This window comes from Marinimicrobium sp. UBA4209 (assembly GCF_002381585.1).
In the GTDB taxonomy this organism is placed as follows: domain Bacteria; phylum Pseudomonadota; class Gammaproteobacteria; order Pseudomonadales; family Cellvibrionaceae; genus Marinimicrobium; species Marinimicrobium koreense.
In genome coordinates, this window is record NZ_DFTP01000107.1 from 337 (window position 1) to 14,702 (window position 14,366).

12 protein-coding genes are annotated in these 14,366 nt (G+C 60.8%); 8 read left to right on the forward strand and 4 right to left on the reverse strand.

Features of this window, described 5'->3' with window-relative positions:
• A partial coding sequence (locus tag B3187_RS15740; protein WP_286807408.1) for a DUF1698 domain-containing protein occupies positions 1 to 341 on the reverse strand: 341 nt, incomplete at its 3' end.
• Positions 338 to 1,072 (reverse strand): carboxy-S-adenosyl-L-methionine synthase CmoA, encoded by a 735-nt coding sequence (gene cmoA / locus B3187_RS15745; protein ID WP_286807409.1) that lies wholly within the window; start codon positions 1,070 to 1,072, stop codon positions 338 to 340. The genes cmoA and B3187_RS15740, both read right to left, overlap by 4 nt.
• Before the next feature lie 96 nt (positions 1,073 to 1,168).
• Between cmoA and B3187_RS15750 the strand changes: the two genes are divergently transcribed.
• The 6 genes from B3187_RS15750 (at position 1,169) to B3187_RS15775 (ending at position 7,976) form a co-directional block, all read left to right on the forward strand.
• The gene (locus B3187_RS15750) at positions 1,169 to 2,974 is read left to right on the forward strand and encodes a bifunctional diguanylate cyclase/phosphodiesterase (RefSeq protein WP_286807410.1); all 1,806 of its coding nucleotides are present in this window, start codon (positions 1,169 to 1,171) and stop codon (positions 2,972 to 2,974) included.
• 115 nt (positions 2,975 to 3,089) lie between these two features.
• Positions 3,090 to 4,733, forward strand: coding sequence for a tetratricopeptide repeat-containing response regulator (locus B3187_RS15755; RefSeq protein WP_286807412.1), 1,644 nt, complete (start codon positions 3,090 to 3,092; stop codon positions 4,731 to 4,733).
• Between the two features lie 54 nt (positions 4,734 to 4,787).
• Positions 4,788 to 5,480 carry a sensor histidine kinase gene (locus B3187_RS15760; RefSeq protein ID WP_123637510.1) on the forward strand — a complete coding sequence of 231 codons (693 nt, stop codon included), beginning with the start codon at positions 4,788 to 4,790 and terminating at the stop codon, positions 5,478 to 5,480.
• 108 nt (positions 5,481 to 5,588) lie between these two features.
• On the forward strand, positions 5,589 to 6,380 hold the full coding sequence (locus B3187_RS15765; RefSeq protein WP_286807413.1) for an FHA domain-containing protein: 792 nt from the start codon (positions 5,589 to 5,591) through the stop codon (positions 6,378 to 6,380).
• Between the two features lie 75 nt (positions 6,381 to 6,455).
• Positions 6,456 to 7,730, forward strand: a complete 1,275-nt coding sequence (locus B3187_RS15770; RefSeq protein ID WP_286807414.1) for a DUF5610 domain-containing protein — start codon at positions 6,456 to 6,458, stop codon at positions 7,728 to 7,730.
• Positions 7,731 to 7,976 (forward strand): glutaredoxin family protein, encoded by a 246-nt coding sequence (locus B3187_RS15775; protein ID WP_211331041.1) that lies wholly within the window; start codon positions 7,731 to 7,733, stop codon positions 7,974 to 7,976.
• A 17-nt stretch (positions 7,977 to 7,993) separates the two neighbouring features.
• Here B3187_RS15775 and B3187_RS15780 read toward each other — a convergent pair whose 3' ends face one another.
• Entirely contained in the window at positions 7,994 to 9,223 is a 1,230-nt protein-coding gene (locus B3187_RS15780) for an EAL and HDOD domain-containing protein (protein WP_286807416.1), read from the reverse strand.
• Between the two features lie 209 nt (positions 9,224 to 9,432).
• On the opposite strand from B3187_RS15780, the gene B3187_RS15785 reads away from it, so the two are divergent.
• Positions 9,433 to 10,371: a chemotaxis protein gene (locus B3187_RS15785; protein WP_024460347.1), complete on the forward strand. Its 939-nt coding sequence runs from the start codon at positions 9,433 to 9,435 to the stop codon at positions 10,369 to 10,371.
• Positions 10,372 to 10,389: 18 nt separating this feature from the next.
• On the opposite strand, the gene B3187_RS15790 is transcribed toward B3187_RS15785, so the two are convergent.
• Entirely contained in the window at positions 10,390 to 12,381 is a 1,992-nt protein-coding gene (locus B3187_RS15790; RefSeq protein WP_286807417.1) for a transglycosylase SLT domain-containing protein, read from the reverse strand.
• 210 nt (positions 12,382 to 12,591) lie between these two features.
• On the opposite strand from B3187_RS15790, the gene B3187_RS15795 reads away from it, so the two are divergent.
• On the forward strand, positions 12,592 to 14,366 hold a 1,775-nt coding region (locus B3187_RS15795; RefSeq protein ID WP_286807418.1), incomplete at its 3' end, for an ATP-binding cassette domain-containing protein.

Consider the following 14,366-nt stretch of genomic DNA (forward strand, 5'->3'; position numbering starts at 1 on the left):
TCCCACTTCCAGTCCGAGCGCCACTCGGTATCCAGATGAATACCGTGGAGGTGGTAGGGCCCCTTGCGCCAGGGAATCAACGCTTCCAGCGCGCTTCGCAATTGCTGGAGGGTGTCGGCATCAAGCGCGTCATCGGTCTCGATTCGAACCTCGTTGTTCAGCTCGATCGAGTCGGCATGAATATCGGGCAACTGGTCCAGCGCATTGAGCCAGTCGGGAAGGTCGCCGTAGNGACGGGTGTCCAGTCCCCGACGGATCTGCTCGGGCAGTTGTTCAGCCCAGCGAGACAGGACCGGGTCGAGGTGAAGCGTCTCGAGGAGGGTGTGGTAATACTCAATCATTTGATAGCAATCATCGATGCGAAATTGAAACACTGGAACCAGACGTCCACGCTGGTAAACCCGGCCTGGCGGAGACGGTCGCGATGGGTTTCGAGCGTTTCCGGGATCAGGACCTCTTCCAGCGCACTGCGCTTCTGGGCGATTTCCAGATCGCTGTAGCCGTTGGCGCGTTTGAAGTTGTGATGCAGCTCGATCATCAGCTCATTGTGCAGCGGATCCTTGAACGCCACTTTTTCCGACAGGATCAGAATGCCGCCGGGCTGCAGGCCCTCGGCGATCTGGTCGAGCACGGCCTGACGCTCGGCCGGGGGGATGAACTGCAGAGTGAAGTTCAGGACCGCCATGGAGGCGCCGCTGACCGGGGTGCTCTGCAGGTCGGTACAGAGCAGCTCTACCGGAGGTTCGGCGGTGTCGGCGGCGAGCACCTGGCGGCATCGTTCAATCATGGCGGGCGAATTGTCCACCGCCACAATGTCGCAGTTACTGGCGCGAATCCGGTGCCGCATGGCCAGGGTGGCGGCCCCCAGGGAGCACCCGAGGTCGTAACAGCGACTGTTCGAGGTTGCGTAGCGCTCGGCGAGGTCACCGATCATGTTGATGATGGTGGCGTATCCCGGGACCGAGCGCTTGATCATATCCGGAAAGACCTCCACGACCTTCTGATCAAAGGCAAAACGGCTGACTTCGGCGAGTGGATCGGCGTAGAGCTGGTCGGAGCGGTTGTCGGACATCGGCATTTCCAGGTGAATCGGGCGAGTTCAGGCGCGAATTGTACCGATTGCGGTCCCGAATTGGCAGAGCCCGCCTGTCACGGAATTGTCACATCGATGTTTCACCATGCAGAAATGTCTGCCAATTTCTCGTCCTGTCTGGCCAATGGCCCGCTTTCCCCGGTATCCGCCCCCTCGGAGGCGTTGCAACGCCTGATTGACCGGAAGCAGCTGACCCCACTGTTCCAGCCCATCATCGCACTGGATGGTGGCAGGATCGTTGGTTACGAAGCGCTCATTCGGGGGCCCGAGGACAGCGACCTGCACAGCCCGGCCCAGTTGTTTGACGCGGCCCGGTGCAGTCAGCAACTGGCCGCACTGGAATACGCCTGTCGGGAAGTGGCCTGCGAGTCTTTTGTGGCACAGGCGCTGCCGGGTAAGCTGTTTCTTAATATGTCGCCATTGAGCTTTACCGACCGGCACTACCGGGAAGGGGTCACCCGGGAGATTCTGACCCGGGTCGGCCTGGATCCCGAGCGGGTGGTCTTTGAATTGACCGAACGCCAGCCGCTGGATGAGTTTGTCTCGCTCCGGGCGGCCACGGATCACTTTCGCCACCAGGGGTTCGCGGTGGCACTGGATGATCTGGGCGCCGGCTACGCGGGGCTGCGGGTCTGGAGTGAGCTCAATCCCGATTACGTCAAAATTGATCGACATTTTATCAGCGATATCGATGCCGATCCGGTCAAGCGGGAGTTTGTGCGCGCCATGCTGGATATTGCGCACCGGCTCGGGAACCGGGTGATTGCCGAGGGTATCGAGCGCGAAGAGGAGCTGCGCACGCTCGCCGCACTGGGGGTCGAGTATGTGCAGGGATACCTGCTGCTGAGGCCCTGCAGCCACCCGCCCAGGCAGATGGTGGGGCTGGAGGGGCTGGTCGGTTTTCGGCCGCGATTGCACGACACCTTCACCTTCCGCCAGCGGGTCGGTGACATTGTTCAGTACGCCGAGGCCGTCGAGCCAACGGTTTCAACCCTGTCGGTGGTCGAACGGTTTCGGGCCGATCAGCAACTGACCTGCCTGCCGGTCGTGGATGAGGGTAGGCCTTTGGGAATGGTCAGCCGCAGCGAGCTTTTGAACATCTTCTCGCATCGATACTCCTACGAACTGCACGCGGGCAAGCCGATCTCGACCTTCATCTGTAAGCGCACCATCCGGGTTGATGTTGATTGCGAACTGAAACTGGCCGGCCAGATGGTCACGGAGGACCCCCTGCAGAATCTGAGCGTGGATCTGCTGGTCGAACAGGAGGGCCGCTATGCCGGCGTCGTTCGGGTGGGACGGCTGTTGCGCTGTATCACCGAGGAAAAAATGCGGCTCGCGAGACACAGCAACCCGCTGACCCAGCTCCCGGGGAACGTGCCTCTGTACGAGTGGATAGACCAGCTACTTCTCGATGCCCGACCCTTTACGGTCGCCTATTGCGATATCAACCAGTTCAAACCGTTCAACGATGCCTTCGGTTACGGGTTGGGAGACGATGTGATCCTGATGCTGGGGACGCTTCTGGTCAAGCACGCCCACGAGGCTCTGGATTTTGTCGGACATGTTGGTGGTGATGATTTTGTCGTGGTCTTTCGCAGTGATGATTGGCGCATTCGCTGCCAGCGTATTCTGGCGCAGTTCATCGAGGACGCAGCCGACCTCATGCCCCCGGAGCAGCGGGACTACTGGAGCCACGATCGCACTGGCCAGCGTCAGCGCTTCGGTCCCCTGACACTGTCCATCGGTTGTGTGACTCCCGATCCCGTACATTGCAAAACCCATCACCAGGTGGCTCAGTTACTGGCCGAGGCAAAGCACAGCGCCAAAGCGCAGGGCGGCAACTCACTGTTTGAGTCCCGCCGGCGCCAGCCCACATGACCGGCGCTGCTGCAGACTCCTGAATTTTCTCGATTTTCTGTCACCCCCTCCGTAAATACGCTATTCTGTGGGCAGGCGTTGATGCCCTGTATGACTCGGTTCCGGAGACTCCCCTATGGCCTATGCGGGCTACAAAAAGCTGCACGCACTGATTGTGGACGACTTTGACAGCTTCCGTATGACCGTCAGCAAAATGCTTCAGGAAATGGGCGTAAACTCGATTGATACCGCCAGCAATGGCGCTGAAGCCCTGCGCCTGTGCAAGGCCAAAATGTACGACCTGATTCTGTGTGACCACAATCTGGGGAAAGGGAAAACGGGGCAGCAGGTACTCGAAGATCTTCGCTATCACAAAATTCTTGATCCCACGGCGGTATTTATCCTGATTTCGGCGGAGTCCAGCCGCAGTATGGTGATGGCCGCCTACGACTCGGAGCCGGACGAATACCTGGCCAAACCGATCACCACCCGATCCCTGCAGCGGCGTCTCGATCGCCTGATGGCCCGGCGCGACAAGTTGACACCGGTGTATCGGGCCATCAATGGCAAGCAGTTTGATGTCGCCATTCAGCTGTGTCGCAAAGAAGTGGCCTCCGACGGCCGGTTCGCGGCTCACTGCCAGAAAATGCTCGGTCACCTGTATCTCGAGATGGGAGATGTTGATGCCGCCGAGGCGCTGTATCGCGAAGCGCTCGAGCACCGCTCACTGGACTGGGCGATGGTCGGCATGGCGGAGGTCAAGCGCGCGCGGGGCGATCTTCTGGGGGCGCAGCAATGGTTGGAAGAAACGGTGCAGGAACACCCGTTGTTCATGAAGGCCTATGACCTGCAGGCGCAAATATGTCGCGAGCAGGGCGCCCGTGACCGTCTTCAGAAAGTACTTGAACACGCCGTTGAAGTCTCTCCGCTCGCGATCTTACGACAGCAGACCCTGGCCGAAACGGCGATGGAAAACCACGATGTGGTTACCGCGGCAACGGCTTACCGCAAAGCGGTTCGACTGGGCGAGAATTCGGTGTATGACCGGGCCGATGTTCATCTGGATTTTGCCCGCGCGACGGCGACCCTGTTCGCCGAAGACAAAACGCTGGCCAAGCAATACGCCCGGGATGCGCTGAAAACCCTCAGCGATTACGAGCAGCGGTTTGGGAAACAGATCGATCGTAAAGCGGAAGCGTTGTTGATTGAAGCTCAGATCGCAGCGGGACAGGGCGATAAAAAACTGGCGGAGCAATTGCTCGAGCAGACTCAGTCGCTGCTGGCGGATGAGGGTCTGGTCCTGAGTCTGGATGCTTCGCTTGAGCTGGCGAAGACCTATCGCGCTACGGATCGGGCCACTGAGGCCAGCGAATTGCTGGAGGAGTTGACGTCTCTGCACGCCGGTCAGGAGCGTGATCTGGAAAAAATTGACCGGCTGCTGGAAGAGCCGGTCAGCCATAAAAACCGGCAGCTGGTGGCCGAAATCAACCAGCGCGGCATCAGTTTCTATGAGCAGCAACAGTATCGGGATTCAATTGAATGCTTCGATGAAGCGTTGCGCAAGTTTCCGCGACATATCGGCGTCCGGCTTAACCTCGCTCAAGCGTTGCTGGATAAAATCGATCGGGAAGGTGCTCATGAGAGCGACCTGGCCAAAGTGTCGGTTACTCTTCAGTTTGTGACTGACACCATCCTGCCCAACCACGAGCAGTTCCGTCGCTTCCGGCAGCTTCAGGATCTGCATCGGCAAGTCGAGAACAAAGTCAAAATCGGTAGTTGAGGGTGTGACGTGGCATTGGTGAATCAAACCCTGAACACCCAAGAGGGGAGAGCAATGGACGAACAAGATGAGGGTCTGGATTTCAGCTTTGTACTGGCCTCCAGCGTTCATGACATGAAAAACTCGCTGGGTATGCTGCTGCATACTCTGGAGTCCATGTTGGCGGACAACCCGCCGGAAAATGATGCACAGCGGAAAACCTTCTCTGTGCTCGGCTACGAAGCATCGCGAATCAACAGTGAGCTTGTTCAGCTGTTGACCCTGTATCGCATGCAGCACGAATCGCTGCGGGTTCAGGTCGACGAGCACCACGTGGTGGACCTGCTGGAGGACCAGGTGGACCGGAACGATGTGCTGTTCCAGGCTCGGGACCTGGAGGTGACAGTAAAGTGTGATCCGGATCTCAAATGGTACTTTGACAGCGAATTGCTTGGCGGCGTGATCAACAATATTCTGGTAAATTGTGCCCGGTACTCGCACTCGCAACTGTTGATCAGCGCTGAGGTGACGGACCGGGGGCTGGACATCCGCATTGCCGATGATGGACAGGGTTACCCCCAGTCAATGCTGGATGCCCCACTGGAGATGAACGCGGGCGTTTCTTTTTCCAGTGGCAGTACCAACCTGGGGCTGCTGTTTGCGGCCCGGATTGTCCAGCTGCATCGCGCTCACGGCATCCGCGGCAGCCTTAAACTGGCCAATGATGGCCCGCTGGGCGGTGGCATTCTGACTCTGACCCTGCCGTGATGGCCGGGCACTGAAACCCTTAACAGGCAATTCATAATAACTATGCTGAAACTTCGAGCCCGACATAATAAGCACCAGTCCGTGTGGCTGGTAGAACCGGGAGTTAAAGTGGGGCGTTCAGCCACCAACGATCTGATCCTGGACCACGCCAGCGTGGCCAGCCTGCAGTTCGTCATCGGTGTTCGCGCCGACCGCCTCATTCTCAAAAACCGAGCGCCGGAAACGCCATTGCGGGTCAATGACAAACTCATCGATGATCGCTGCAGGCTTCAGGAGGGCGATCGGATAACCCTTGGTGATCTGGAGCTGGAGATCATCGACCCGAAAAAAGATGTTGGCCAGGCCTCGCCGGCGCTTACCGAGTGGAGCCTCAAGCCCAATAGCGCGGCGCTCGGCTCTCGGGTATTTCCGCTCGCCGAGACGACGGTAGTGGGGCGTTCGAGCGAGTGTGATATTCATCTGGCGGTCGCACACCTGTCACGCCGACACGCTCAGCTTCAGATTCTGGATGGTCTGCTGTACGTGAAGGATCTCGGCTCTTCCAACGGCACTTTCCTCAATGGTGAGCGGGTCACCGAGGCGCGGGTTCGTCGGGGTGACGAGCTGCGCTTTGATACCCTGAGCTTCGGTGTCATTGGCCCCTCCGATGATCTCGGGAAAACCACCGTACGCAGCACTGCTCCGGCCAGGGCGCCCGCAGCAAAGGCGAGCGCGCAGAAACCCAGAGTGGACGAGACGACCCGACGGGAAGCGGCCAAGGAGCCTCAGACGGTTCAGCCTCAGCCGACGGCGTCGACCGCTGGGTCCGAACGGACCGCCCGCCAGCGGGGCTGGGTCGGAGGCTTGGTCCTGCTGGGGCTGCTGGCCGCGGTGGTTGTCGTGTGGTTGGTCAAAAAATAACCTAAAGGTTTGCTGGCGTCGGCCGATACGCGGGAAAGCGTATCGTAAATTCACTCGCCTCCCGGGAGGTGCACAATGCCCATTTCCTCAATACACAGTGCCTCCGGTCGCCCGGCGGACCTTCTCCCCGGACAGTCCGGGCGCAACGGTGGGGTTGCCTCTCAGGGAGCGACGGCATCGGAGCGATCCCCGGGTGCCGAGACCTCCAGCCTGGAGGAGCGCCGGCAGAAAGCGTTCCAGACCATCGAGCAGACCCTGGCCATGGGCTACGAAAAGCTCGCCTCGAAGCGCGGTGGGGCGGCTCAGGCGTTCGACCGCTTTGAGCCCCTGAGCGCCGAAAAAGTCGCGGGTAATATACTTGGTTTTATCGAACGTCGACTCCTCAAAGACGCGGCCGAAGGCGCCACCGAAGCTCAACTGCAGGCGCGCCTGGATGCCGGATTGGAGGGCTTCAAAAAGGGCTTTGCCGAGGCGCAGAAGCAACTGGAAGCCCTGGCGAGCTTTACCCCCGAAATCCAGGCCGATATCGATGATACCCGCGAACGGGTGTTGGCCGGTGTCGAAGACCTCAGGCAGCGGATTGTTGACCAACAACTGGGTCAATCCCAACTGGGTCAATCCCCGTCGGATGAGCGCGCTGATGGTGCCAATACCTCCCGGTCCGAGGGACCGCTCGCCTATCGATATGAACAGGCCCGCGCCAGTCGGTTCAGCTTCGAGCTGATGACCGCCGAGGGGGACCGCGTTGCCATACAGGCCAACAGCAGTGCCGCTGTGTCGCTCAGTGGGTCGGGCAATGGGTCCTCCTTTTCCGCAGCGGCCAGCCGGTCATTGAGTTGGTCCGTGGAGGGCGATCTGAATGCCGATGAACGTTCCGCGATCGAATCCCTTCTGGGTGGCGTTGATCGTCTGGCCGAACAGTTCTTCTCCGGTGATCTGAATGGGGCGCTGGAATCGGCCATGGCGCTCGGTTACGACCGCGAGCAAGTGGCCAGCTTCTCCCTGAATCTGAGTCAATCGTCAATCCGGCAGGTCAGTGAAACTTATGGTCGGAGCACCGGAAAGCCCGAGCAGGGGCCCGGGCTTCAGGAGCGACTGGCGCCCTTGGGACAGTTTCTCCGGGGCCTGGAGGCAGCGCTGGCCGATGCATCCCGGGTGTCTGCGGGTCCTGAAACGCTGCTTCTGGACGTCGCCGAGCGTATGCTGCCGTCTGATCAAACCGAGACTCCAGCCCAGTCCCTGCGCGGGTTCATGGCGGAGATGCTGGAGACGCTGACCACCGACCCGGTGGGTGCCGAACGGCCTCAGCGTTCTTCGGCTGATGTCGGTGATACGTCCGGGGAGGCCTGATTGTCGGAACCGGTTCTGATCCTGTACACCACCCTCGGCTGTCATCTGTGCGAACAGGCCAAAGATGAACTCTGGCCTGCACTGACACAGACCGGGTGGCGGTTGGAAGAGGTGGATATAGCGGACTCGGATAGCCTGATGGCTCGCTACGGAACGCGCATTCCAGTGGTCGCCCGGTCCGATTCCGGAGCGGAACTGGGCTGGCCCTTCAGCTCGGGTGAGGTAACGGGATTACTCGAAGGATAGTGCGACCTCCGGTCGGCTCAGAGCTTTATCCCGATCTGATCCATGGTGTCGGAAACCCACTGAATGGCTTCCAGGTAGGCTTGGGAGAGCTGGCTGGCCGTGATGCCCACGCTGCTCAGATAGGACCAGTCGATCGCCCCCCAGGCACCCCGCTCATAATGCTCCACGATATCCAGAATCCGTCCCTCGTGCCCCTGGTGGCGTAGCAGGGCCTCGCTCAGTTCCGGGCTCAGGGACAGGTTGCCCAACAGCACATCGAGCGGTACGTCCATGAACGCATCCAGGGTGGACAGCAGGCCGACGGTGAAGAACGCATCCTGACGGGCCTCTCTTTGCATGGCACTGGCGAGGGTCTCGCACATCCGGGCGCGGGTCAGCGCCGCCACACTCAGTTCGGTGGGTTTGTTGCCTAGGTTGGCCATGGCCAACAGGTTGACCCAGTTTTTGATGATGTCCAGGCCGAGCAAGGTGATGGCCTGGCGCAGGGACTCGATGGTTCGCGGCAGGGCAAAGGCGGCGGAGTTGACCAGGCGCAACAGTTTATAGCTCAGCACCGGGTCCTGGGAGAGCAGCTGCTCGACGCGCAGAATGGATACATCGGGATCGTGCAGGGCGGCGAGCAGTTGCAGAACGGCCTGCTTGCTTTCCGAGATTTTGTGACCCGAGAGAATTTTCGGACGCGCGAGGAAATAGCCCTGAAACAGGTCGAACCCCAGGGCCCGGCAACGCTCGAGCATTTCGTAGGTTTCGACCTTTTCGGCCAGTAAAGTGAGGCCCAGGGGTTTGAGCTGTTCGATATGATCCAGCAGTTCGGTTTCCGACAGTTGCAGTACGTCGAGCTTGACGATATCGGCGTACTCCAGCAGAGGGCGGGTCTGCTCGGTGAGCACAAAATCATCCAGGGCAATGGTATAGCCCTCGGAGCGCAACTGCGTCAGGCCGGTCAGCAGTGCCTGATCGACCACCTGATCTTCGAGAACTTCCACCACCATCTGGCGGCGGTCGAAGGGCGGGGGCGTGATCAACAGGGTCCGGGTAAAATTGATATAGGCTTTGAGTTTGCCGACCACTTTTTCCAGCGAGAGATCGGTGAAAGTGTGCAGCAATACCTGCGAGCTGGCGGAGTCACCATTGGTGAAGGAGGCCAGGTTCCCGGAGCCCGAGCGACACAGCAGTTCGTAGGCGACGACCTGCATGGAACGGTTGAAAATGGGTTGCCGCGCCAGCAGCGGTAGAAGCTCAGACATGGGGGCTACTGCGTTATCCTTAAATCGAACCAGTGGGCCAGTTTAGCCCGGTCCGGTCCTTGTACACAATCGCCGGGAGCGGAGGGAGGGGGAACGGGTCAGGCCAAATTGATGAATATTGCGCCATTTCTGCTAGACTGGCAATATCCGGCGCCGCTGCAACGCTCATCAGACAATAATCAAGCGCGCCTTCTTTCGGGGATTTCACTATGGCAAACCTGCTCAGTACCGTGGATCAGCGAACCCGCCTGGTGGGCGAAAACCGGTTGGAGCTGCTGTTGTTCCGATTGGGGGGCGCCCAGTTGTTCGCAATCAATGTCTTCAAGGTCCAGGAAGTGGTCAAAATGCCCCGGTTGCGCCGGGTGCCTCACAGTCACTCCCAGGTGTGTGGGGTGACCCAGTGGCGCGGACAGACAATTCCGGTACTGGATCTGAGTGCCGCGATCGGTGCCCGGGCTCTGCCGCCGGGCACCGAGCAGAACCTGATCGTCACGGAATACAACCGCTCGGTACAGGCCTTTATGACCGGGCCGGTAGACCGTATTGTCAACCTGAACTGGGAGGAGGTGTTGCCGCCACCGGAAGGGGCGGGACGCGGTCACTTCCTGACCTCAATCACCCGTGTGGACGGCCGGCTGGTGGAGATTCTGGACGTCGAGCGGGTTCTGGCCGAAGTGGCGGAACTGAACACCTCGGTCTCCGAGCAGACGCTGGATCAGACGCTGGCCCGGGAAGCCAGGGCACGAGGGCTGAAGGTGCTGCTTGCCGAGGACTCGGCAACCGCCGTCGCTCAGGTCCGGGAGACACTCAGCGAGCTGGGGCTGGAGCTGATTGCGGTGCAGGATGGCCTGAAAGCGTTGCGGCAACTGCAGGCTTGGGTTGCCGAAGGCAAGCGGGTTACCGATGAGGTGGTCATGCTGATCACCGACGCGGAGATGCCCGAGATGGACGGTTATCGACTGACCGCGGAAATCCGTCAGTCGGCGGATTTCGGGGACCTGCATGTGGTCATGCATACCTCGCTCAGCGGCGGGTTCAATCAGGCGATGGTATCCAAGGTAGGCTGTGATGCCTTTCTGTCAAAGTTCGCGCCGGACGAGTTGGCCAGTGTGGTTCAGGCCCGGCTGAAAGCCTACCTGAACCTCTGATTTCGGCCGCGCGTCCGATCAGAAGGGCGCGCTTGCCTCCTCCGCCGTAATGAAGGGACTTTTCTCTCCCATCCGGTAGCCGTAAATCACCGAGTAAGACAGCACGTTCTGTACATAGCCCCGGGTTTCCCGAAACGGTATGGTTTCAATCCAGACGTCGTAGGGCAACTTGTGGGTCTTCTCTCGCAACCATTGCTTTACCCGATAGGGGCCGGCGTTGTAGGCCGCCGTGGCGAGAATCCGGTTGCCGCCGAATTCGGTCAGCAGTTCATTCAGGTAACGGCTCCCCAGGGCGATGTTTTTCTCCGGGCTGAGCAGATCGGCGCGCCGGTAGGGCACGCCCGCTCTCCGGGCGGTCTGCTGAGCGGTGGCGGGCATCAGCTGCATCAGCCCCATGGCGCCGGCCGGTGAGCGGGCGTGGGGCATGAAGGCGCTCTCCTGGCGGGCAATGGCGAACAGCAGGTGAGGGTGGATGGCGGTGTCCCGGGCGGCGGCCTGGACATGCTCCTGATAGGCGAGGGGAAAGCGCATCTGCAAGTCGTCCCAGAAACGAGCACTGATCATTGCCTGAATGCCTTTGCGGTGCCAGCCCCAGCGCTGGGCCAGTTTGCCGGCTGCCATGATCCGCTCGTGCTCCAGCCCGGGTACGGTGTAATACCACTCGCGGCTGGCCGCAACGGTGTCGCCGATCATCAACCATTCATAGGCGCGCTGCAACGCCGGGTGCTGTTCCATGTCGGCCAGCACGGCGTCCGAGACCGGCGCCGGCTGGTCCAGTAGGCGGTACTCGAAGCCCAGCTTGTCGGCGGAGAGGAACCCGTAAAAGCTCCGGGTGGCGGCCACGGCGGCGTAGAGATCTCTCGGCTCGGGGCCGGTGTTCTCCAGCGCCAGCTCCTCGATCATCCGGGCGCGCCAGTAGCGCCACCGCTCGCTGTCCTGAGCTTCGGCGGGAAGCTGGTTGAGCCAGGTATAGGCGCGCTCCCAGTCCAGTTGCTCCAGGGCGTCACGAATCAATGATTCGACCAGATCGGTATTGCCCAGTGCCGGGACGGTAGCCAACAGTTGATCGGCCTGCTCCCGGTGGCCCTGGAAAATCAGGCGCTGGGCAATGGTTTCCTGGGTGGCCAGGCGCTCAGCGTGGGAAAACAGCTGCTGGGCATCGTAACCACGCCAGAGCGCCAGAGCCTGAAGGGCGTCGCGGCGCGCAAGACGTTGAATGCCGTGGCTGATGATGTCCTGCATGGCCTCGGACTGCTCGCGAAAACGTGCGGTCTGGGCGAGCGCCTTGGGGTTGCGGTTCACCTCCCGCATGAGTCTGGCTTTGCCTTGCCAGCTATCCGGCATCTGCCGGGCAAGGTAGTTGGCCAGGCCGTAGGCGCGTCCCTTGATGGCCTTGGTATGGCGCTCCCAGGTGATGGCCGGTGTCAGCCGTCCTTCGGCCATCCAGCGGTCGAATACCGGGTCACAGGCCTCCGGTTGCGAGCGCGCCACATTCCACAGGGGTTCGACCTCATCCAGGGCACTCTTGTCGCCCCGGGTCAGGCGGGCGTGGAGGGCGTGGCAGGCCAGCTCGGTGTCCCCCAGGGCGCCGGGGTAATCGCTGAGATACTGATCCCAGCGTTTCTGGCGGGCGAGGCTGTGCAACCACTGGCGCTGGAGCTGATGGGCGAGATAGGAGCCCGATTCGGCCTCGAGAAAATCCCCGACCGCCTCGGGGGAAGCTTTCTGCAGGTTGCGGGTCAGCTCCCGGTAGGTAAGGTAGGGGGCGAGGGGGTACCCCTCCAACTGCTCAAGCAGGGTTTCGTAACGGGTCATCTGTCGCCGGGACAGGGCATCCCGGGCTTCCAGAAATGTCTGGCGCTGGGCCAGACGCTCCGGGCTTGTCGTGGTCGCATCCGGCCAGACGACGTCTTGCGACGAGGGGGCCGCGAGTACTCTGGGTAGGGCCAGGAGCAGGCCGACAAAAACGGCGAACAGGGAGACGTGGGACCGAATACGCAGCGACCACATGGTGTTGCTACCTCATTCTCTCGTGCATGAACCGGTAATTCGCGGATTGACCGGATTATTCTTCTGTGGCGTGAAGGAAGGCTGTATGATGCCCATCCGTCTCGCGCTTGTCAGTTCAGCATAACAGGCCCCCGGGGCCCGCGCTACTGGCGTTCCGCGATAAAAACCGGATTTTTATTCCCTTTGTGCAGTACATCAAAAAGTGTTCCCATGTCATTGATTCGCTTAGAAAATGCCCAGCTCAGTTATGGCCTGCAAGTGCTGCTGGATGGCGTTGACCTGTCGGTTGAAAAAGGTCGCCGACTCTGCCTGATAGGCCGCAATGGGGCCGGCAAGTCCAGCCTGATGAAAGTGCTGGCCGGTGAGGTCGATCTGGATGGCGGTACCGTGCAGGTGGGTCCCGAGGTCAAGGTGGCGCGGTTGGCTCAGGATCTTCCCGAGGCCGATGACAAAACCGTGTTTGACCTGGTGGCCGAGGGGCTGGGGGATGTGGGCGAGTTGCTGCAGAAATTCCATCACCTGTCCCACGCCGGTGGCGAGAGTGATATGAGTGAATTGGCGCGCCTGCAACAGCAGATCGAAGCGCAGGACGGCTGGCAGTTCCAGCAGAAGGTGGATACCACCCTGACCCGCCTGGGGCTCGAAGGCGACTGGGCCATGGCCAACCTCTCCGGCGGCTGGCGCCGCCGGGTGGCCCTGGCTCAGGCGTTGGTGTCCGGGCCCGATGTACTGCTGCTCGATGAGCCCACCAACCACCTCGACATTGCCGCCATTGAGTGGCTCGAACAGCAGCTGCTCCAATTCCCGGGCGCCCTGGTGTTCATTACCCACGACCGGTCCCTGCTGCAGAAACTCGCCACCGACATTGCCGAGCTGGATCGGGGGCATTTGCGCACCTGGTCGGGGACTTACGACCGGTACCTGGAGTACCGGGAGCAGGCTCTGGCGGAAGAGGCGCGTCACAACGCGCTGTTTGACAAGAAACTGGCCCAGGAGGAAGTCTGGATCCGTCAGGGAATCAAGGCGCGCCGCACCCGCAACGAAGGACGGGTTCGCGCTCTGAAAGCCATGCGGGAGACCCGCAATGAGCGCCGGGAGCTACAGGGCAAGGCCTCGTTCTCGGTCAGCTCCGGGGAGCGTTCCGGCAAGTTGGTGGCGGAGCTGGAAAAGGTGTCCTATGGCTTCCCGGAGAAAGCGATTGTCTCGGATTTTTCCTCCGTCATCATGCGCGGTGACCGTATTGGCCTGATCGGTGCCAATGGCGCCGGCAAGAGTACGCTGCTGAAGTTGATTCTCGGGGAGCTGGAACCTCAGGAAGGACGGGTGCGCCTGGGTACCCAGTTGCAAGTGGCGTATTTTGATCAGTTGCGGGAACAGCTTAACCTCGATCAGAGCGCGGTGGACAATATTGCCGAGGGGCGCGAATTCATCGAGCTCAATGGCAAGTCGCGGCACATCATTTCCTATCTGGGCGACTTTCTGTTCACCGGGGAGCGGGCGAGAACCCCCTTGCGTGCGCTGTCCGGGGGCGAGCGCAACCGGGTCCTGCTGGCCAAGCTGTTCAGTAAGCCGGCCAACCTTCTGGTCATGGATGAGCCGACTAATGACCTGGATGTCGAGACGCTCGAGCTGCTTGAGGACTTGCTGACTGATTACGACGGCACCGTATTGCTGGTCAGCCACGACCGGGCATTCCTCAACAATATCGTCACCAGTGTCATCGCCTTTGAGGGGCGCGGCCGGGTGCGTGAGTACGTGGGGGGCTACGACGACTGGTTGCGCCAGGGGGGACGCTGGACCGATGATAGCGCGCCGTCTGAGCCAGCCGCCGAAGGGGCTCCCTCTGCGCCGTCGGCCCCGGCTGCGCCGGCGACCAAGCCCAAAAAGCTCAGCTATAAACTGCAGCGGGAGTTTGATCAGTTGCCGGAGCGGATTGAAGCGCTGGAGGCCCGGCTGGACGCACTGCAGCAGCAGGCCGCGGATCC

Excerpts from the sequence above, each read along its gene's own strand:
- cmoA (WP_286807409.1), bottom strand. The coding sequence starts at position 1,072 with ATGTCCGACAACCGCTCCGACCAGCTCTACGCCGATCCACTCGCCGAA.
- B3187_RS15750 (WP_286807410.1), top strand. The coding sequence starts at position 1,169 with ATGTTTCACCATGCAGAAATGTCTGCCAATTTCTCGTCCTGTCTGGCC.
- B3187_RS15755 (WP_286807412.1), top strand. The coding sequence starts at position 3,090 with ATGGCCTATGCGGGCTACAAAAAGCTGCACGCACTGATTGTGGACGAC.
- B3187_RS15760 (WP_123637510.1), top strand. The coding sequence starts at position 4,788 with ATGGACGAACAAGATGAGGGTCTGGATTTCAGCTTTGTACTGGCCTCC.
- B3187_RS15770 (WP_286807414.1), top strand. The coding sequence starts at position 6,456 with ATGCCCATTTCCTCAATACACAGTGCCTCCGGTCGCCCGGCGGACCTT.
- B3187_RS15780 (WP_286807416.1), bottom strand. The coding sequence starts at position 9,223 with ATGTCTGAGCTTCTACCGCTGCTGGCGCGGCAACCCATTTTCAACCGT.
- B3187_RS15785 (WP_024460347.1), top strand. The coding sequence starts at position 9,433 with ATGGCAAACCTGCTCAGTACCGTGGATCAGCGAACCCGCCTGGTGGGC.
- B3187_RS15790 (WP_286807417.1), bottom strand. The coding sequence starts at position 12,381 with ATGTGGTCGCTGCGTATTCGGTCCCACGTCTCCCTGTTCGCCGTTTTT.